Annotated in this window: 19 protein-coding genes; 14 read left to right on the forward strand and 5 right to left on the reverse strand. The window is 42.4% G+C overall.

Going from position 1 to position 17,716, the window contains the following annotated elements; all coding sequences use genetic code 11:
* The first annotated feature begins 78 nt into the window (after positions 1-78).
* Positions 79-957, forward strand: a complete 879-nt coding sequence (gene murB / locus IM496_RS00085; RefSeq protein ID WP_287660894.1) for a UDP-N-acetylmuramate dehydrogenase — start codon at positions 79-81, stop codon at positions 955-957.
* A 262-nt stretch (positions 958-1,219) separates the two neighbouring features.
* Here the strand turns inward: murB and IM496_RS00090 are convergent, their stop codons facing one another.
* The 4 genes from IM496_RS00090 to IM496_RS00105 all read right to left on the reverse strand — a co-directional run bounded on the left by IM496_RS00090 (position 1,220) and on the right by IM496_RS00105 (position 5,347).
* Positions 1,220-1,612: an ACP S-malonyltransferase gene (locus IM496_RS00090; RefSeq protein ID WP_287660895.1), complete on the reverse strand. Its 393-nt coding sequence runs from the start codon at positions 1,610-1,612 to the stop codon at positions 1,220-1,222.
* On the reverse strand, positions 1,609-1,986 hold the full coding sequence (locus IM496_RS00095; RefSeq protein WP_002778608.1) for a DUF433 domain-containing protein: 378 nt from the start codon (positions 1,984-1,986) through the stop codon (positions 1,609-1,611). Before IM496_RS00095 ends, IM496_RS00090 begins: the two co-directional genes overlap by 4 nt.
* A 532-nt stretch (positions 1,987-2,518) precedes the next feature.
* Positions 2,519-4,669, reverse strand: a complete 2,151-nt coding sequence (locus IM496_RS00100) for a P-loop NTPase family protein (RefSeq protein WP_287660896.1) — start codon at positions 4,667-4,669, stop codon at positions 2,519-2,521.
* Between the two features lie 432 nt (positions 4,670-5,101).
* On the reverse strand, positions 5,102-5,347 hold the full coding sequence (locus IM496_RS00105) for a DUF433 domain-containing protein (RefSeq protein WP_008205898.1): 246 nt from the start codon (positions 5,345-5,347) through the stop codon (positions 5,102-5,104).
* A 198-nt stretch (positions 5,348-5,545) separates the two neighbouring features.
* Here IM496_RS00105 and IM496_RS00110 point away from each other — a divergent pair, with 198 nt between their 5' ends.
* The 9 genes from IM496_RS00110 to IM496_RS00150 all read left to right on the forward strand — a co-directional run bounded on the left by IM496_RS00110 (position 5,546) and on the right by IM496_RS00150 (position 14,128).
* A complete protein-coding gene (locus IM496_RS00110) occupies positions 5,546-7,279 on the forward strand; it encodes a peptide ABC transporter substrate-binding protein (protein ID WP_287660897.1) in 1,734 nt (577 codons plus the stop codon).
* Positions 7,280-8,236 (forward strand): ABC transporter permease, encoded by a 957-nt coding sequence (locus IM496_RS00115; RefSeq protein WP_106909071.1) that lies wholly within the window; start codon positions 7,280-7,282, stop codon positions 8,234-8,236.
* A gap of 2 nt (positions 8,237-8,238) precedes the next feature.
* A complete protein-coding gene (locus IM496_RS00120; RefSeq protein ID WP_004158968.1) occupies positions 8,239-8,601 on the forward strand; it encodes a VOC family protein in 363 nt (120 codons plus the stop codon).
* A gap of 18 nt (positions 8,602-8,619) precedes the next feature.
* Positions 8,620-9,348: a cytochrome c biogenesis protein CcdA gene (locus IM496_RS00125; RefSeq protein WP_002757062.1), complete on the forward strand. Its 729-nt coding sequence runs from the start codon at positions 8,620-8,622 to the stop codon at positions 9,346-9,348.
* A 50-nt stretch (positions 9,349-9,398) separates the two neighbouring features.
* Positions 9,399-10,742, forward strand: coding sequence for a cytochrome c biogenesis protein (locus IM496_RS00130; RefSeq protein ID WP_287660898.1), 1,344 nt, complete (start codon positions 9,399-9,401; stop codon positions 10,740-10,742).
* A 222-nt stretch (positions 10,743-10,964) separates the two neighbouring features.
* The gene (locus IM496_RS00135) at positions 10,965-11,810 is read left to right on the forward strand and encodes a DNA-formamidopyrimidine glycosylase (RefSeq protein WP_194015797.1); all 846 of its coding nucleotides are present in this window, start codon (positions 10,965-10,967) and stop codon (positions 11,808-11,810) included.
* 195 nt (positions 11,811-12,005) lie between these two features.
* Positions 12,006-13,061 carry a potassium channel family protein gene (locus tag IM496_RS00140; protein WP_104396596.1) on the forward strand — a complete coding sequence of 352 codons (1,056 nt, stop codon included), beginning with the start codon at positions 12,006-12,008 and terminating at the stop codon, positions 13,059-13,061.
* Between the two features lie 93 nt (positions 13,062-13,154).
* The gene (locus IM496_RS00145; RefSeq protein WP_194016813.1) at positions 13,155-13,376 is read left to right on the forward strand and encodes a DUF4278 domain-containing protein; all 222 of its coding nucleotides are present in this window, start codon (positions 13,155-13,157) and stop codon (positions 13,374-13,376) included.
* 290 nt (positions 13,377-13,666) lie between these two features.
* Positions 13,667-14,128, forward strand: coding sequence for a PPC domain-containing protein (locus IM496_RS00150; protein WP_002742906.1), 462 nt, complete (start codon positions 13,667-13,669; stop codon positions 14,126-14,128).
* Here IM496_RS00150 and cobS read toward each other — a convergent pair.
* Positions 14,125-14,883, reverse strand: a complete 759-nt coding sequence (cobS, locus tag IM496_RS00155; RefSeq protein WP_287660899.1) for an adenosylcobinamide-GDP ribazoletransferase — start codon at positions 14,881-14,883, stop codon at positions 14,125-14,127. The two genes, IM496_RS00150 and cobS, sit on opposite strands and share 4 nt — an antisense overlap.
* 302 nt (positions 14,884-15,185) lie before the next feature.
* Here cobS and IM496_RS00160 point away from each other — a divergent pair, with 302 nt between their 5' ends.
* The 4 genes from IM496_RS00160 to IM496_RS00175 all read left to right on the forward strand — a co-directional run bounded on the left by IM496_RS00160 (position 15,186) and on the right by IM496_RS00175 (position 17,440).
* Complete coding sequence (locus IM496_RS00160; RefSeq protein ID WP_287660900.1) at positions 15,186-15,734, forward strand: hypothetical protein; 549 nt, start codon at positions 15,186-15,188, stop codon at positions 15,732-15,734.
* A 222-nt stretch (positions 15,735-15,956) separates the two neighbouring features.
* A complete protein-coding gene (locus IM496_RS00165) occupies positions 15,957-16,442 on the forward strand; it encodes a type II toxin-antitoxin system VapC family toxin (protein WP_287660901.1) in 486 nt (161 codons plus the stop codon).
* Positions 16,443-16,444: 2 nt separating this feature from the next.
* Positions 16,445-16,630 carry a hypothetical protein gene (locus IM496_RS00170; protein ID WP_002757942.1) on the forward strand — a complete coding sequence of 62 codons (186 nt, stop codon included), beginning with the start codon at positions 16,445-16,447 and terminating at the stop codon, positions 16,628-16,630.
* Positions 16,631-17,167: 537 nt separating this feature from the next.
* A complete protein-coding gene (locus IM496_RS00175; protein WP_228009726.1) occupies positions 17,168-17,440 on the forward strand; it encodes a phage tail protein in 273 nt (90 codons plus the stop codon).
* Positions 17,441-17,716 lie beyond the last annotated feature (276 nt).

Raw genomic sequence — 17,716 nt, forward strand, 5'->3', positions numbered from 1 at the left:
TAATCAGTTATCAGTTATTAGTTATCAGTTATTATGTTTACTGATTACTGAAAATGCTCCCCAACCCCCTAAAAACCTATGATTAAAACCTCTGTTTCTCTAGCTGATTTCACTTCCTACCGGGTGGGGGGAAGAGCGCAATGGTATGCCGAACCAGTTAATCTAGAGGAATTAAGAGAAGTGTTCGCTTGGTGGCGAGCGCAAGATTTACCCTTGAATGTTTTGGGGGCTGGTTCAAATTTACTAATCAGCGATCGAGGTTTACCCGGACTTGTCCTCAATACTCGCCATCTGCGATCGAGTTGTTTTGATGCCGAAACTGCTACGATTACAGCAGCAGCAGGGGAACCCCTGCCAAAAATAGCTTGGAGAGCGGCAAAAAGGGGCTGGAGGGGCTTAGAATGGGCGGTGGGTATCCCCGGTACGGTGGGGGGGGCTGTGGTGATGAATGCGGGCGCACATACCTCCTGTGTGGCGGATCGATTAGTGCGGGCGCTGGTATTAAATCCCGATGGTCAGTTAGAAACTTTAAGCAAAGAAGATTTAAATTATAGTTATCGCAGTTCTTCTCTGCAAGGGGATCAACGTTTAGTTATCGAAGCTACATTTCAGTTAGAAGCTACCGATAATTGTGAGGAAATAATGGCAATTACTACCCATAATTTACGCCATCGCAAAAGTACCCAACCCTATGATCGTCCCAGTTGTGGTAGCGTTTTCCGCAATCCTAAACCGCAATTTGCCGGGGCTTTAATTGAGGAAATGGGATTAAAAGGTTATCAAATTGGTGGAGCGCAAGTATCAGAATTACACGCTAATTTTATCCTGAATATTGGTTCAGCAAAAGCCTCGGATATTCTGCGTTTAATTCGCCATGTGCAGGAACAAGTGTTCGATCGCTGGTCCCTCTGGTTAGAACCAGAGGTGAAAGTTTTAGGGGAATTTGACGGGATTTAACTATTTTTCTCGATAACGGTTGAACTCAGCCGCGATGGGCTGGAGTGCGACAGCGGATATTTTTATAATCCTCTAGCATGGTGCGTTCCCCAAAAATCTATTGGTGGGGCAGTAGGAGCCACATTAGGGAACGCACCCTACGGCTAACGTTCCCAATCACCCGCCGCAGATAACCTTGAACTCTAACCGATAACCTTTCGTCGGTCGGTGTGCATTGGGGTTGTTATGCTGTGTCACCAACAGATATGATGCGCCAATCACCTTATGGAATAAACAACCGACCAGCCCCCATATAGTCTTGGATATCGATCACAATTTCTACAAGCCTTTCAACGCAGCGTTCTCGATAGTCAGATTCGTTGACCCTATCCGGATCGCCAATCGTAATGATCGGAAATGAAGTCGGTTGATTTTCTTCACGCATTACTTGTTCCAACGAGTCTTCACCCTTCGCATTCCGGTTTGCCGTAAGTAAGAGCATCCCGTTGGTTTGGGCAAATCTCCAAACTACTCGATCATTGCTGTCTGCGGGTAAGCCAACGTCTTCAAATGTCCTCAACCGAATTAGAGCGAGATCTAATAACCCGCTAACAACAAGACTTCCATAGATCAGAATTGCCTGCCGATTCAAGTTGTAATCAGCCAGAACAATCATTGCTTCTTCGCTTCCCGCTTTGCTCTCCGTTCCTGAAGTTTAGCTCTAACCGCTTCATAGCCTGGACGAGGAGGAGTAGCAGCGATCCGAGCAAAACGTTCGCGATTCCTCTCTTCCCAAAATTGTTTAGTTTCTGCGGCAGTCTTTAAAACCTCCTGATATTCCGCTTCCACTTCTGTTCGATGTGTTTCAATGTAGGAAAGGGCAGCATGAATCTGAGCATCTGTAAGATTGAAGGCATCACGAATAAACTTGGGTGGATACTGAGCTTTGAGATAATCGATTACGTCATACAGAGTAATACGAGTATCCGCAATTGTAAGCCCTCGCTCTGTGCGGATTATAGCTGTTTGTCCATTCGATGCCAGTGCCATAGCAGTCTTAGCTTTTAATCATTTAATTCCATAGTAGCGCACAAAAAAAGCAAGGGGAGCCAACGCCCCCCAACAACTGATTCACAAAATCCTTAATCCTCAACCCAGACCTTCAAAATGTATTTCAGCCTCGTTCCTGCATCTAGCCAGTAATGAACTCCAACATCTGGCAGTTCAGTATCATTTGTGTGAGCGTCACCCCGTCCTATGCCATCATCAAAGGGAGTAATACGGTGTTTGGAAACCTCTTTGTGGAATTCCACCCGTGTTATTCTTGCTCCGGTGCAAGGAAATTTATCGTCTCCTCACTTACCAAGCATACCAGATTCGTAAGTTCTCGAAACATCAACTGCTAGTCATTCAGCCATAATAAACCTCCTTTTTTGCTGTAACTTTTCCGTATATCACGCCCAAAAGCGTGTTATCCAGATTAGCCTACTGCTAGTGGAGCGGTAGGAGCCACATTAGGGAACGCACCCTACAAGATTGCGATCGCTCTGCAACACGGTCGTTAGATATCGTCCGCACTCTTCTAACTTCCAACATTCAACATCAACGCATTTTGCATATCAGTTCGAGTATTCGCAACAGAAGCGTAGAATTCATCAATTTGAGCATTGACTTCTCGACATCTCTGTATCAATGAATCTAGATTTTCCAGACGCTTGTTCTTATTCAGATATTCTCCTTCTTTTAGTCGTTGTTCTAATGAGTCAATTGAGTTAGATAGGGCATCAATTTCATTATCAATTATCTCAACTAGAAAGCCAACCCGACTATTGATAAACTCATCAGCCTGAACACGGTATTCACGCACAATCTTCTGAGCGTACTCAGGAAACTCTGTCATCATCATTTCGCGTCGCTCATCACGTTGTTTGACTAATTTATAGCGCCCATAAAAAGCACCAATTAGAGCTGTAGCAAGAATCCCCAACCCAACAGGAGTAGAACCCACACCTAGAAGCGCAACAACCTGAGGCAGGGAAGTAGCAGCACCAACCCCTGCCAGTACAGTCCAAGTTCCCCAGGTTTTGGACATAAGGTCTATAGTATCCTTAAATGTCTTTGTTTTCATATCCTCGTACTTCGATGCAAGGCGCTCCTCAACCTTTGCAGCAGTGATATCAACTTCTTCTTTAGAATTTTCTTCTACAGCTTTTTGCTGCGCAGTTAAGGCTTCTTCTAGTAAATGGTTCACAAGCTCATTAGTTTGGCTGTAGAAAGATTCCCAAGAACTTACCCACCTTGGAATAAGAGACTTAGAACTGCGACTCATCCACTCCCTGACCAAGATGACTTTCTCAGTCTCAATTTGATGAATCTCTTTTTCTTTCAGAACATCACTCATCTTTATCTTCTCATTCAGCTTTTCTTTCAGAAAAGCAACTAAATCATCAGGATCACTGCCCGCAAAAGCCCGCCTTATTGCTACTTGACCAAGTTCCCTCAACTCTTTCTCAACCATAGTCTTTTTATCAATTAGTATTCTACGTTGAGCCTTATAACCAATAATTACATTTCTAGCTTCTGTTACTGGCGTTGATTCGGACAAGTACCTCTGCCTTATATCATGAGTCAGTCTCAAAAGAAGCTTTTGTGCTTCAGATGCAAGCTCAGCGAGGTGCATTGGACCGCTAGTATTTTGGAGATAGTCATCAAATCTTTCTCGAAGAAGAGCCATTCTACTCTCAACTATGTACCTCTGAGAATTCTCATGAGACTGAGCGGAAAGGGCTATCCCTTTTGCTTCAAGCGCTGGTGATACAGGAATGAATCCCTCTCCTATAAATGTACTATCTGCCCGACCCTCCACTAGGAAGTTTTGCTCGAGGAACTCATTGTTTGCATCACGAACGTCTTCCCATTGAATCTTTCCACTACCTGTATCAATATCCCATGCTCTATCTATCTGAGTCAGAACAAAAAATACGGGCTTTCCAGTAAGCTTGTGATGGGTATAAACGTCTCCTAGAAGTTCTAAATCTTTTTCATCGAGCGGCTTGATTGCACCAGCCACATAAGCAATACAATCTGCCTGTTGAACGAAATTTCGGATTACCCCTTCATAATTAGCACCAATAGCTCCAAACCCGGGTAAATCGTATATTCTTGCTTTCATAATTGCTGAGCTAACACCAACCCTTGCCGTCCGGACGGTTCGGGTTCTATCTTTATTTGTGAGACGTTGGGATACTGCATTGGGCAAATCTGTAACGTATGCCTGAATTATTGCAAGTGTTGCCGGAGTTTTCTGCTCCCAAACATCTGAACCTTCAAATAGAACAGCAAATTCATCTGCTTTTCCAGAAACAACAGGCTCTACAGCTACAGGGCAATTACTAGTGTGACGGGGAGAAGTGGGAAGCAGAGGTGCATATTGATCTCGCCCCTCGCGTTCATACCAATCAACCTTTTGATTTAATCCGCTAATCAGAAAGCTCTTTCCTGAAGAAAATGCTCCAAAAAAAGCTATACTCAGAAGCTCTGACTTTGCCCTGTCTTGAAGCAATCTAAAGTTTTTCCCGCCATAGCCATTTTTAGAAATTAGACTTTCTTGGCCAACTTCTTTAAGCAATTCTTCAAAGTTTTTTGTAATCATTTCTAATGAGTTCATTACGCACTCATAGGAGCTACGTAATGCAACAAACACATCTTGTTCTTGCAAAATCTCTTCTTCCACAAACAGATCTCCTCTAACAATAAGAATTTGCTTAAGGTCAAAAGGTACACAATTAAGTTTATCCGAACCAGAGAATCAGCGATCTAATCTTGAAAACCAGTATAGACCAGTATAGCGCCCTAAAGCAAGCCCTGTAACCCTTGAACTCGGTAATCTAACATCCGAAATGGAATTTCCTCCTTATCCTTGCTCTTGAGGTTTAGGGGTTACTTTCAGAATGGGGGTCGCGATCGCATCCTGCTTGTCAGTTGGCAGAGTTTTTCATCGTGCGATCGCTGGCTCAAGTCGCTTAGTCAGATGCAGCACATAAGATATAGCAATTTTGTAGGGTGCGTTAGGCGGTGATAAGCTTGGAATGAAAAAACAAAATTAGTAATCCGCCGTAACGCACCAGTTAAGTATTATCAAAGTTCTCATCAACCAGAAGCTTAATCATGCTTGCCGCGCTGCTTTACGCGCAAGAAAGCGATCTCGCAATCCCTGGGGGTCAAATCTCTCTTGATTGATTACCCGAATCTCCTGTGCTTGCTGTTGTCGCTGTTGCAAGTAGGATTCTACTTCCGATTGGTGCTTGAGGTAAAAAGCGATCGTGGCGTAAACGTCAGCTAGGTTTAGTGATGGGTAACGATTAACGATTTCCTCTGCTGTCGCACCCTGATGAAATAAGGTCATAAGCATTTTCGTCGTCGTGCCTAGAATTTTCTTGTCTAGTACAGCATCGCTACCATAGCACGATCGATTTAACTTGACTAGGAATGGATAAAGGCAAATAATCAATTAATCGATCGAGATCAAGACTCAATGTCTGATAACTTGTTATTGGTGGGGTAGGAAATCACCTAAGTCACCCTGTTGAATTATTAATTGTCATTAAAAATGTTTAAGCGATCGCTTTTCTTGCCCCTGTTAATTTTATCCCTTAGTTGTACGCTGCTTTTTAGTGCTTGTCGTCAACAAACAGCTAATAATCCCCCAGCAACGACAAATAATAATTCAGAAACTTTAAAACTTTTATATTGGCAAGCACCGACGATTTTAAATCCCCATCTCTCCACGGGATTTAAAGACTCAGAAGCGAGTCGCATTACCTTAGAACCTTTGGCTAGTTTCGATGAAAAAGGGGAATTAGTTCCTTTTTTAGCGGCAGAAATTCCTACTATTGAAAATGGGGGAGTTGCCCGGGATGGTAAAGCGGTGACATGGAAGCTAAAAAAAGATATTAAATGGTCAGATGGTACTCCTTTTACTGCCAAAGATGTCATCGCTACCTATAATTTTATTACCAATCCGAAAACTGGTTCTACTAGCGCTGGCAATTATGAAATAGTTAAAAGTGTGGAAGCGATCGATCCCCATACAGTTAAAATAACTTTTAAGCAAGTTAATCCCGCTTGGTCATTAGTTTTTGTGGGGACAGAAGGGATGATTTTACCCGCTCATCTCTATGAAAAGTATAGCAATGAAACGGCACGCCAGGCCCCTGCTAATTTATTACCGGTGGGAACTGGCCCCTATAAAGTGGTAGAATTTAAACCGGGAGATACGGCAGTTTATGAACCAAATTCTTTCTTTCGAGAAGCGGATAAATTAGGTTTTCAAAGAATAGAATTAAAAGGAGGAGGTGATGCCACTTCTGCGGCACGAGCGGTTTTACAGACACAGGAGGCGGATTATGCCTATAATTTGCAAGTAGAGGCTAAGGTTTTAAGTGATTTAGAAAAAGCGGGTCGAGGTCAGTTAATATCTAGTTTCGGTTCTTTGATTGAACGAGTTTTATTTAATTTGAGTGATCCCAATAAAGCTACTTCTGAAGGTGAGAGGTCTAGTATTAAGTTTCCCCATCCTTTTTTAAGTGATGTGAAAGTAAGAGAAGCTTTATCTTTAGCCGTTGATAGAGATACTATTGCCACGCAGCTTTATGGTATTACTGGGAAAACAACTCCTAATTTTATTGTGATGCCATCGGAATATAATTCGCCCAATACTAGCTATGAATTTAATCTAGAAAAGGCTAATAAATTACTAGATGATGCGGGATGGAAAGATAGTAATGGTGATGGCACTAGGGATAAAAATGGGGTAGAAATGAAATTAGTTTTTCAAACCACTGTCAATCCTCTCCGTCAGAAAACCCAAGAAATTATCAAACAAAGTTTACAAGCGATCGGGATAGGAGTAGAATTAAAAACTGTTGATGCCAGTATTTTCTTTTCTAGCGATCCTGCTAACGATGACACGGTAGAAAAGTTTTATGCTGACCTACAAATGTACACTACCGGTAATAATAGTCCCGATCCGAAAGCCTATTTTAAAACCTTTACCTGTAGCGAAATTCCCCAAAAAGCTGATGGTTGGGCCGGGGATAATTATGCTCGTTATTGTAATCCTGAATACGATAAATTATGGCAAGCTTTTAGTCAAGAATTAAACCCAGAAAAACGGCGAGAAATAGCGATTAAAATGAATGATATGTTAATTAACGATTTTGTGATTATTCCCCTAGTTCATCGTGCCGATGTGGTGGCAATTAGTAATAGTTTGTCGGGGTTTAAATTAACTCCCTGGGATAGAAATACTTGGAACATCAAGGACTGGAAGCGTAGTAAATAAATGCTCAAATATTTTCTGAGAAGATTATTATTTTCGATTCCCACTCTTTTAGCTATTAGTATGGTGGTTTTTGGCATTTTAGCCCTAGCACCGGGGGATCCGATGGGAGAATTTGCCGCTAATCCAGCTATTACGGAAGCGGTGCGAGAAAATATTCGCAAAAGTCTCGGATTAGATCAACCGCTTCCCGTGCGTTATGTCAAGTGGTTGTTAGCATTTCTTCAAGGAGATATGGGCTATTCTTTCACCAGTCGCAGCCCAGTTTTTACCCTCATTTGGCAGCGTTTACCCACAACTCTCTGGATTGTCGGTATTGCCTATATGTTCGGGGTTTTAATTGCTTTTCCTTTAGGCGTAATTTCAGCAGTCAAGCGCTATTCTTGGTTAGACAAAATCATCTCTACTTTTTCCCTGCTGGGCTTTTCTTTACCCACCTTTGTGACGGGATTATTATTAATAATTATCTTTAGTGTGCAGTTAAACTGGCTACCATCTTTTTATAACAGTACCCTAAAAATCAGTGATTTTAATAGTTTGATCGAGCAGGTTAAACAGTCAATTATGCCCGTAACTGTATTAAGCTTATATCAAGGGGCGATGTTGATGCGTTTTGTGCGTTCTTCCGTAACTGAAGAAATTCACCAAGAGTACGTTAAAACTGCCTTAGCTAAGGGACTAACTAATTTTTCTGTCCTAACTAAGCATATAGTTCGCAATGCTTTAATCCCCGTTGTCACCCTGATTGCTCTCGATATTCCCTCAATTTTTACCGGTGCTTTAGTCACAGAACAAGTGTTTCGTGTGCCGGGTATCGGTGCTTTATTAATTGATTCTATTTCCCGCAGTGATACCCCCGTAGTGATGGCGATTACCTTTATCTATGGGATTTTAATTGTTATCTTTAACTTAATTGCCGATTTAACCTATAGTTGGCTCGATCCGCGAGTCAGATATTAACTATGAACATCATGCGATCCTTACACACGGGGATTTTAGTCACCGATCTAGAAAAAGCTGTTAACTTTTACGAAAATGTTCTAGGATTGACTAGAATCGATCGCCCTTTTCAATACGATGGGGTTTGGTATCAAGTGGGAGATTATCAAATTCATTTAATTGTCGATACCAATTATCAAAACTACCGTCCCAATCCCCAAAAATGGGGACGCAATCCTCATATTGCCTTCGCTATTGATGACGTGGCGGCCATGGGTAACTATCTAGAAAGTCAAGGTTATACAATTCAAATGAGTGCCTCGGGTAGAAAGGCATTATTTGTCAGTGATCCCGATGGTAATATCCTAGAAATGAGCCAAATTTAGCCTGAAAAATTCCCCAATATGTTAGACCAATTACAGACTCAACTCTATCACCTTGAACAATACGCCGATCGCTTAGTGACTTCCCAACTAACTCACCTTAGTTTTGTCAGTATTGCCGTGATTTTTCTAGCCGGTTTACTCACCAGTCTTACCCCCTGTATGCTGTCGATGTTGCCGATTACCGTCGCTTATATCGGGGGTTACGAAAATAAAGGTCGTTTAGCGGCTTTTTGGCAGTCCACATGGTTTTCTCTGGGATTAGCCACCACCTTAGCGGGATTGGGACTAATTGCCGCTACTTTAGGAAAAGTCTATGGACAGGTGGGGATCGGTTTACCAATTATCGTCAGTGCGATCGCTATTTTGATGGGGTTAAACCTCTTGGAATTATTACCCCTGCGCTTCCCCTCCCTTGGCGCTACCGATTGGATTACCGGGGATTTTCCTCCGATTTTGCGGTCCTATCTTCTCGGTTTAACATTTGGTTTAATCGCCTCTCCATGTAGTACACCTGTTCTAGCAACTCTATTGGCATGGGTGGCAAATACGGGGGATTTAAGCTTAGGAGGGGGATTATTGTTATCCTACACTGCCGGCTATGTTTTACCGCTAATTATCGTCGGTTCTTTTACTGCCTCGCTGAAAAGCTTTCTTTCCCTACGTCAATGGTCCGGGTGGATTAATCCTGTCAGTGGGGTTTTATTAATCGGTTTTGGAGTTTTTTCTTTATTATCCCGTCTGCTGTGATGGTGGAGAGTTATGATAGATAATTGGCTAGAATTGCAAAACTTTTAACTATGACTATATCGGAAACTTCCTCAAATTTAAAGAATAGACCGCCTCAATGGGGACGGAAATTTATCCAGACTATTGCCGATCTACGATTGGCAATTATCCTCTTACTTTTAATCGCTATTTTTAGCATTTCTGGGACGGTAATAGAACAGGGTCAATCTCTATCTTTCTACCAAGCTAATTATCCTGAAAAACCCGCTTTATTTGGGTTTCTGACTTGGAAAGTTTTATTACTATTGGGATTAAATCATGTTTATAGCACTTGGTGGTATCTATCATTATTAATTCTCTTTGGTTCCAGTTTAACCGCTTGTACCTTCCGACGACAATTACCCGCTTTAAAAGCGGCAAGAAACTGGCAATTTTATCAACAATCTCGCCAATTTCAAAAACTGGCTTTAAGTGCCGAATTAGAAACTGGTTCCCTAGAATCCCTCACCCCCCTATTAGAAAAAAAAGGCTACAAAGTTTTTCTAGAAAATAACAGTCTTTATGCTCGTAAAGGTCTGATCGGTAAAATCGGCCCGATTATCGTTCATGCAGCCATGTTAATTATTTTAGCAGGAGCGATCTGGGGAGCGTTAACCGGGTTTTTCGCTCAAGAAATGGTAGCTAGTGGCGATAGTTTTCAGGTGAAAAATATTATTGAAGCTGGACCCTTATCTAAAAATTCTCTCCCTAAAGATTGGGGGATTAAAGTTAATCGTTTTTGGATTGATTATAGTCCTAAAGGTGATATAGAACAATTTTATTCTGATTTGTCGGTGATCGATAATCAAGGACAGGAGATCGATCGCAAAACTATTCAAGTTAACCAACCTTTGCACCATAAAGGGGTGACTTTTTATCAAACCAGTTGGGGAATTGCTGGGGTAAAAGTACAGGTGAATAATAGTCCGATCCTACAGCTACCGATGGCTAGTTTAGACACCAAAGGTAATGGACAAATCTGGGGAACGTGGATTCCGACTAAAACCGATCTTAGTGAGGGAGTTTCTCTTTTAACCAGAGATTTACAAGGTACGGTAATCGTCTATGATGCTAAGGGAGATTTAACCTCTGCTGTACGAGAAGGAATGACGATTCCTATCAATGGAGTTAATCTAAAAATAGTCGAATTAGTGGGCAGTACAGGGTTACAAATTAAGGCAGATCCGGGAGTACCGATTGTCTATTTAGGTTTTGCTTTATTGATGATGGGAGTGGTAATGAGTTACTTTTCCCATTCGCAAATTTGGGCTTTACAATCGGGCGATCGCTTTTATATTGGTGGTAAAACTAATCGCGCTCAAGTCGGTTTTGAACGGGAAATAATTGATACTATCGAAATGTTAAAGTTAAAGTAGAATTGACGTTAATCTGGTGTCGTTTCCCGATCAGTAGGTAGGTGTTAAAAATTTTCTGATCCCCCCACCTATCGGCACCCCCCTTATCAAGGGGGGCAGGGGGGATCAGAGGCAAAATCTATCTTATATTTAATTAGAATCACTTACTTAAAAAGTTCTGTTTATCTATCTTTTGCCTTTTGCCTACCCTAACCAAGAACTTAATTTTGTTCAATCACTTATATGCCAGAATTGCCAGAAGTAGAAACAGTGCGTCGCGGGTTAAATCAAGTTACCCAGGGCAAAAAAATTATCGGTGGGGAAGTATTATTACAGCGTACCCTAGCCTACCCTAATTGTGAGGCAACTTTTCTGCAAGGAATTGCTCAGACTACGATTACCAATTGGCAGCGCCGAGGCAAATATCTCCTCGCCAATTTAGATAATGGTAGCAGTATCGGGGTTCATCTGCGTATGACCGGACAATTGCTCTGGGTAAAAGATACCACTCCCCTGCCGATTCATACGCGCTTACGCTTCTTTTTTGCCAATCAGCAAGAATTGCGCTTTGTCGATACCCGCACTTTCGGGAAAATTTGGTGGATTGCCGCCGATAAAACCCCAGAAAGCGTGATTACCGGTCTCAAAAAACTGGGACTAGAACCCTTCGATCGCAATTTTACCCCCGATTACCTCTATAGTCACTGTCAAAAAAGTCGTCGTCCGATTAAAACTTTTCTCCTCGATCAAAATGTAGTCGCAGGAATTGGCAATATCTACGCGGATGAAGTTCTTTTTAAAAGTGGTATCCATCCCCAAACTGCCGCTAATCTTTTGAAAATTGAGCAAATAGACTTATTGACAAAAAACATTATTTCTGTATTGGAAACTGCAATCGCTGAAGGCGGCACCAGTTTTAGCGATTTTCTCCACGTTACGGGAGTTAATGGCAATTATGGCGCAATGGCCTGGGTTTATGGTCGTACCGGCGAAAATTGTCGTCTTTGCGGTGCAACTATTGCCAGAATTAAATTAAGTGGGCGCTCGGCTCATTTTTGTCCCCAATGTCAAGTCTCAAGGGAATTATGAATTATGAATTATGAATTGGGGAGTGGGGAAGTGGGGAAGTGGGGAAATTGAACTAAAACCCCAAAACCCCAAAACCCCAAAACCCCAAAACCCCAAAACCCCAAAACCCCAAAACCCCAAAACCCCAAAACCCCAAAACCTGTCCCCTCGATTCTGCTGTAAGCTAATGGCTAGATGGTCAGGTCACGGAAATCGATGCAAAGTTCACTGAAAAGGATTATCATCGGAGCGAGTTTTTTTCTCGCTACGGTAGTCGGAGCAACTATCGGTTATATGGCCTACGGTTGGAGTTTTCTCGATGCCGTTTATATGGTGATTATCACCATATTTGGGGTAGGTTTCGGGGAAGTTAAACCGATTAACACTCCCAGTCTGAGAGCTTTTACCATGTTAGTTATCGTCTGTGGGACCACCTCGGCCGTTTATGTGGTGGGAGGGTTTTTTCAGATGCTCACCGAGGGAGAAATTAACAAAGCTTTTAGCGATCGCCGGATGAATAAAGAGATGGAATGCTTAGAAAATCACGTCATAATCTGCGGTTTTGGGCGCATAGGACGCATCCTAACCACTAAATTGGCAAAAACAGCCCAATCCTTTATTATCGTCGATAATAACCCTGATCGGATTCGATTAGCTCAGGAAAAAGGTTACATAACTCTTAATGGTAACGCCACCGATGAAAGTATTCTCCAAAAAGCCGGCATCGACAAAGCGCGAGTTTTAGCGACGGTGTTGCCCGATGATGCCCTAAATGTCTTCATCACTTTAACCGCAAGAGAACTCAGTCCGCAACTATACATCATCGCCAGGGGAGAATATCCCAGCACCGAGAAAAAATTAAAACTAGCCGGAGCCGATCAAGTGGTTTTACCTGCTACCATTGGAGCGGAGAGAATGGCTCATTTAATCACCCATCCGGCCGCAATCGATTTTTTACAGGAAGATGAAGGTAGGCGCAATCTTAACGAATTATTAGCCGATATCGACCTGCAATTTGAAGAATACTCGATTTTAAGCGATTCGCCTTTTTTGGGACAACCCATCAGTCAGATGGAAGTGCGGGGACAGGGTGCTTTTATTATCGTTGCTGTGCGTCAATTTGATGGTCGTGTCATCGCCCATCCCGACAATTCCACCATTCTACAGCAAGGCGATACGGTGATTTTATTAGGTCATCGGGGCGATGTTCCTAATTTTGCCCGTCGTTATGCCTTGCGTCGAGAAATGCGCTATCGGGGGTCTTCTTGGTAGGATATTTACCCAGAAAAAAGTTGAGCTTTTCTGGAATTAATTTCGCTGCCGATGGAGATAAAACTAACTCACTAATTATCTCCAGGGACAGCTATGAAATTAACCTATCGCGGCATTGCTTACGAGAAAAACCCCACTGCCACCGTTGCTTCCAGTCCGATGATTTTAGGTTATCGTGGTGTTCCCTATTTAAAAAACCGTGGTGTTGCTCAAACTATTCAGAAACAGGTAGCCGTTACCTATCGCGGTCAAGCCTATCATATCATGCAATCTTTAGCTTCTTTGCCCATGGAAAAACCCTCTTTAAGTTTTTAACTTCTAGTTCATTTTTCAATCAATCTCTTTTAAATATTGTCAATTAATGATCACAGCAATTACCTTAAACGGGTTTTATCTTCCCTCTTGCTACAAGGGGGATTTTTTACTTGTTTTTGCCAGCAAGGAATAACTACCTAAGCAAAATTAATTACACATATTTTTTCCTTCCGCAGTTCCCCAGTCCTGATGTTCCCCTTTTCCAGATTCTGAATTTAATTTTGTCGAACTGCTGATAGTTATCAGTTTTTTGTAGAATAGGGAGATTGAGAAAACGAATACCTGCCCCTATGACAAGATTCCCTTTGACTGGTCGCTATTCTGGTTTATGCGTCTTGCTCACTTTATTCTGGTTAAGCGGTCAATCTTTACCGGTGCGAGCAGAAAAAATCTATAGTCCCGTCCCCCTCATCCTCAATAAAGAAATTAACGATACTCTCACCGACAAAGATATTCCCACGGGTGAGGGGGGGTTTGCCAGAGATTATACCGTAGATTTGGAAAAGGACGATCAGGTGGCCATCGATCTGAAATCGGAAAACTTTGATGGAGTTTTAATTCTCCTGGCCGACGATGGTTCCACTGTAGCGGAAAATGATGATGGTCCCGATGGTGGCACTAATGCTCTCCTTTTTGCACGGATTACCGAGTCGGGTAAATATATTATTCGGGTGAGAGCTTTCGGAGAAACCGGTGGGGGAAAATTTACCCTGAAATTAACCCGTTTACGGGCTGTGGAGGGCAAAAATTAGCTAATTATTGTCAAAAAAACCAAGAATAGAGCCTCTGTCCACTCCACCACCGCACCGTAGGTATCGCCGGTGTGACCGCGAAGACGACGATATAACCAGTAACCAGTAAGCAGAGCGAGGGCGATTCCGGCACTAATGGCGATTATTCCCCACCTTAGACCGCCAAATAGGGCGATTAACCCCCAAATTACTCCCCCACAGTCCCAGGGCAGACAAAAAGCCACTTTATGAAAGGCTCCCTTGCCGGTGGGTTTGAGGTAGGGATAAAGAGCGATCGCCATTACTTGCCCCCAACGTCCCCAAATTGGCGCTAAAATTAGGGCTAAGGCTCGATTATCGCTTAAATCAGTCAAGGCGGCGATTTTGAGCAGCAAAACCATAGTCACGGCCATGACTCCAAAGGCCCCGGTAACACTATCGGCCATAACCGCTAAACGACGCGGGGGGTCGGTGACAGCTAAACCATCGGCCGTGTCACTAACTCCATCAAGGTGTAGTCCTCCCGTCAGATAAACCCAAACCCCCACAAGGACAACCGCACGAGTCAGGGGTGGCATTCCCAGACCAGCTAGAGTTATATCGAGCAAAACTAAAATTAAACCCAAAAATAAGCCCACTAAGGGAATCCATCGGGCAATTCTGCCAAAATCAGGCCAGGCAATCGGAACCGGAATAATCGTGTAAAAAGCGATCGCACCTAAAAATGAGCGAATTTCTTGACAAATGAAGTTAAATATGGTAATCAATCTCCCCAATTCGATTCTGGTGTGGCAGTGTTTCTCATAAAGATGAAGTATAACCTAATTTTGTATCGGCCAGCCTGTGGGATTTTCAAAAAATAAGAACGCCTATAATAATTCGACATAACACGGTTACTTGTAATTTTATTAGGAAAAGTTCTTGCGATCGCTCTATAGGAGAGTAATATGCGGAAAGATTTGTTAAAAAATGTGTATTTGGTGTGATATGTGGAAAGTTTCTGTATAATATGTAGTTAGATTGACCCAGCGTAATATTAATATAGATTACTCCTACTTAGGTTCTAGGACAATTGAATATGCCAACAACTGACGAGGATAATGGCAAGCCGATAGATAATTCAGAGTTAAAAGATGTTGTAGCTCTAGCAGCTTATATTGAGCAATTGCTCATGTCTGAACAACAGTGGATCATGAACCGTTTATCATGGTTGTTCACCTCACAATCTTTTTTATTAACTGCATTTGTTGTTCTTCTTATTAACTCACAAAATTCTACTCCCTCTCCCTCTGTCCTTGTATTACTCTTTGGTTTACCTCTTTTAGGACTTATTTGCTGCGGAACGGTTGGTCTTGCTATAAGGGCTGCTGAGAGTGTGGTTAAACATCTTCTCGATCAACGTGATTTATTGTCAATTAGTATCACTGAAAAAGCCAATAGTATCACTGAAAAAGCCAAGTACTCCTTGAGGGATAATAAAGAAGCCAAGAGCCTTGCGAAAATTTCAAAGATTGGATTCAACCGAGAGCAGAAGTGGACTTTATCTCGTGGAGCACTACCTCACCTCTTACCTTGGGTGTTTGCTATTCTGTGGTCTGTACTTTGGGTTTCTTTATTTCTACCCTAGCCGTAGGGTGCGTTCCCTAATGTGGCTCTTACTGCTCCAGCGATCAATTTTTGGGGAACGCACCATGCAGATTGATTGCAGCTGTGGGTTAAAGTGCGATGGCGAAGGCACTGCGTAGCAGTACGCTGATCCTGTCGGTTGGGTTGGCGGCTGTTACCCAACACCCTCAAAACCAAGATTAAATAAGGTAGGATAGAGAGCGAAAAAATATTCTAGATTGCCGTGAATGGAAGCGTCTATATTGAAACAAGTATTTTTGGGCATTTAACCGCCAGACCCACTGACAATCTGATCGTTGCTGCTAATATCAAGATCACCCAAGATTGGTGGAACGAACATAGTAGCTCATTTACGCTTTACGTATCAGAGATCGTTGAAGATGAGGCAGCTAAGGGAGATCCGATAATCGCCGCTCAACGGTTAAACTTGTTACAATCCCTAATGCTTCTCGAACTTACAGAAGATGCGTTTGAACTTTCGCAAGCGTTTCTGACTCAAAGCAATCTGCCCCTAAAGGCATCTAACGACGCTTTACATATGGCATTAGCAACCGTCTATAACTTAGATTATTTGCTAACATGGAACTGCAAGCACATGGCAAATGCCCAAATTCAGCGTAAGCTGGCTCAGATTAGTTCTGATCTCGGATATATATTGCCAGTTATTTGCACTCCTTATGAGCTTATTGGATATAACCTAGAGGTTTAGTCATGTATAAAAATGAAATTCTCGATGAAATTCACAAGTATAGAGAAGAATACGCTCAATCGTTTCAATATGACTTAAGAGCTATTTTTAATGACTTAAAGCAGAAGCAACTGGCTCATAAAGATAGATTAGTTAGGTTGCCAATTAAGCGAGCGTCTAATAAATCACTGCACCCGACCGCTGGCTAAAGCATTCAATGGAACCGCTAAATCTATAGTGCGATGCCGAAGGCACTGCGTAGCAGTACGCTATCTCCCTAGGGTGCGTTCCCTAATGTGGTTCCTACTGATCCAGCGATCGATTTTGGGGAACGCACTATGCACATTAATTGCAGCTGTGGGTTTAAGTGCGATGCCGCACCTAAAAATGAGCGAATTTCTTGACAAATGAAGTTAAATATGGTAATCAATCCCCCCAAAATTCGCTCCCAGTATGGCAGTCTTTCTCATAAAGATGAAGTATAACCTAATTTTGTATCGGCCACCCTGTGGGATTTTCAAAACAGGAGAACGCCTATAATAATTCGACATAACAGACTTACTTGTAATTTTATAGGAAAAGTTCTTGCGATCGCTCTATAGGAGAGGAATATACGGAAAGATTTATTAAAAAATGTGTATTTGGCGTGAGATACGGAAAGTTTTCGTATATTGTGTAGTTGGTTCAAGGGATGAGGTCGAGTTGAAATAAGAAAGACGATCACAACCTAAAAAAGTCAACACTGTTTGGAGAAAGAAGAAAACATGGATTTTTTGATCGGACAGATTCTGCTTTTTGCAGGGGATTTTGCGCCGGCAGGCTGGGCATTTTGTGACGGATCTAAGCTACCGATATCTGGCTATCAGGCGCTGTACTCCATACTTGGGACCAAATACGGAGGTGATGGATTCAAGAGTTTTGCGTTGCCTAAATTGCCTACTGTCAAGGATGTTGATGGCGACGGAGAATCACGATATATAATCTGTCTGGAGGGTATATATCCATTTCGGGAAAAATAAATTCAGTGCGATCGCCGATCTTGTAGGGTGCGTTCCCTAATGTGGCTCCTACTGCTCCACCAATAGATTTTGGGGAACACACCATGCACATTTATTAAAGCTGTGGGTTTTAAGTGCGATGCCGCTCTTGTGGGACCAGTTGAGGAATGTTAGCGAAGATTGCCAATGTTTAGGTTAAAATAGAGGGGCAAAAGTTGCAACCGGTTAATGATAGTACGACCACCCCTCTACAGCCAAGAAGAATTTGCCCGACGTGGTAATCAGATTTATTAGACT

The sequence above is a fragment of the Microcystis sp. M049S2 genome (genome assembly GCF_020245625.1).
GTDB lineage: Bacteria > Cyanobacteriota > Cyanobacteriia > Cyanobacteriales > Microcystaceae > Microcystis > Microcystis ichthyoblabe_A.

Excerpts from the sequence above, each read along its gene's own strand:
- IM496_RS00135 (WP_194015797.1), top strand. The coding sequence starts at position 10,965 with ATGCCAGAATTGCCAGAAGTAGAAACAGTGCGTCGCGGGTTAAATCAA.
- IM496_RS00095 (WP_002778608.1), bottom strand. The coding sequence starts at position 1,986 with ATGGCACTGGCATCGAATGGACAAACAGCTATAATCCGCACAGAGCGA.
- IM496_RS00105 (WP_008205898.1), bottom strand. The coding sequence starts at position 5,347 with ATGCTTATGACCTTATTTCATCAGGGTGCGACAGCAGAGGAAATCGTT.
- IM496_RS00130 (WP_287660898.1), top strand. The coding sequence starts at position 9,399 with ATGACTATATCGGAAACTTCCTCAAATTTAAAGAATAGACCGCCTCAA.
- IM496_RS00140 (WP_104396596.1), top strand. The coding sequence starts at position 12,006 with ATGCAAAGTTCACTGAAAAGGATTATCATCGGAGCGAGTTTTTTTCTC.
- IM496_RS00090 (WP_287660895.1), bottom strand. The coding sequence starts at position 1,612 with ATGATTGTTCTGGCTGATTACAACTTGAATCGGCAGGCAATTCTGATC.
- IM496_RS00115 (WP_106909071.1), top strand. The coding sequence starts at position 7,280 with ATGCTCAAATATTTTCTGAGAAGATTATTATTTTCGATTCCCACTCTT.
- IM496_RS00110 (WP_287660897.1), top strand. The coding sequence starts at position 5,546 with ATGTTTAAGCGATCGCTTTTCTTGCCCCTGTTAATTTTATCCCTTAGT.
- IM496_RS00160 (WP_287660900.1), top strand. The coding sequence starts at position 15,186 with ATGCCAACAACTGACGAGGATAATGGCAAGCCGATAGATAATTCAGAG.
- IM496_RS00120 (WP_004158968.1), top strand. The coding sequence starts at position 8,239 with ATGAACATCATGCGATCCTTACACACGGGGATTTTAGTCACCGATCTA.
- murB (WP_287660894.1), top strand. The coding sequence starts at position 79 with ATGATTAAAACCTCTGTTTCTCTAGCTGATTTCACTTCCTACCGGGTG.
- IM496_RS00170 (WP_002757942.1), top strand. The coding sequence starts at position 16,445 with ATGTATAAAAATGAAATTCTCGATGAAATTCACAAGTATAGAGAAGAA.
- IM496_RS00145 (WP_194016813.1), top strand. The coding sequence starts at position 13,155 with ATGAAATTAACCTATCGCGGCATTGCTTACGAGAAAAACCCCACTGCC.
- IM496_RS00150 (WP_002742906.1), top strand. The coding sequence starts at position 13,667 with ATGACAAGATTCCCTTTGACTGGTCGCTATTCTGGTTTATGCGTCTTG.
- IM496_RS00125 (WP_002757062.1), top strand. The coding sequence starts at position 8,620 with ATGTTAGACCAATTACAGACTCAACTCTATCACCTTGAACAATACGCC.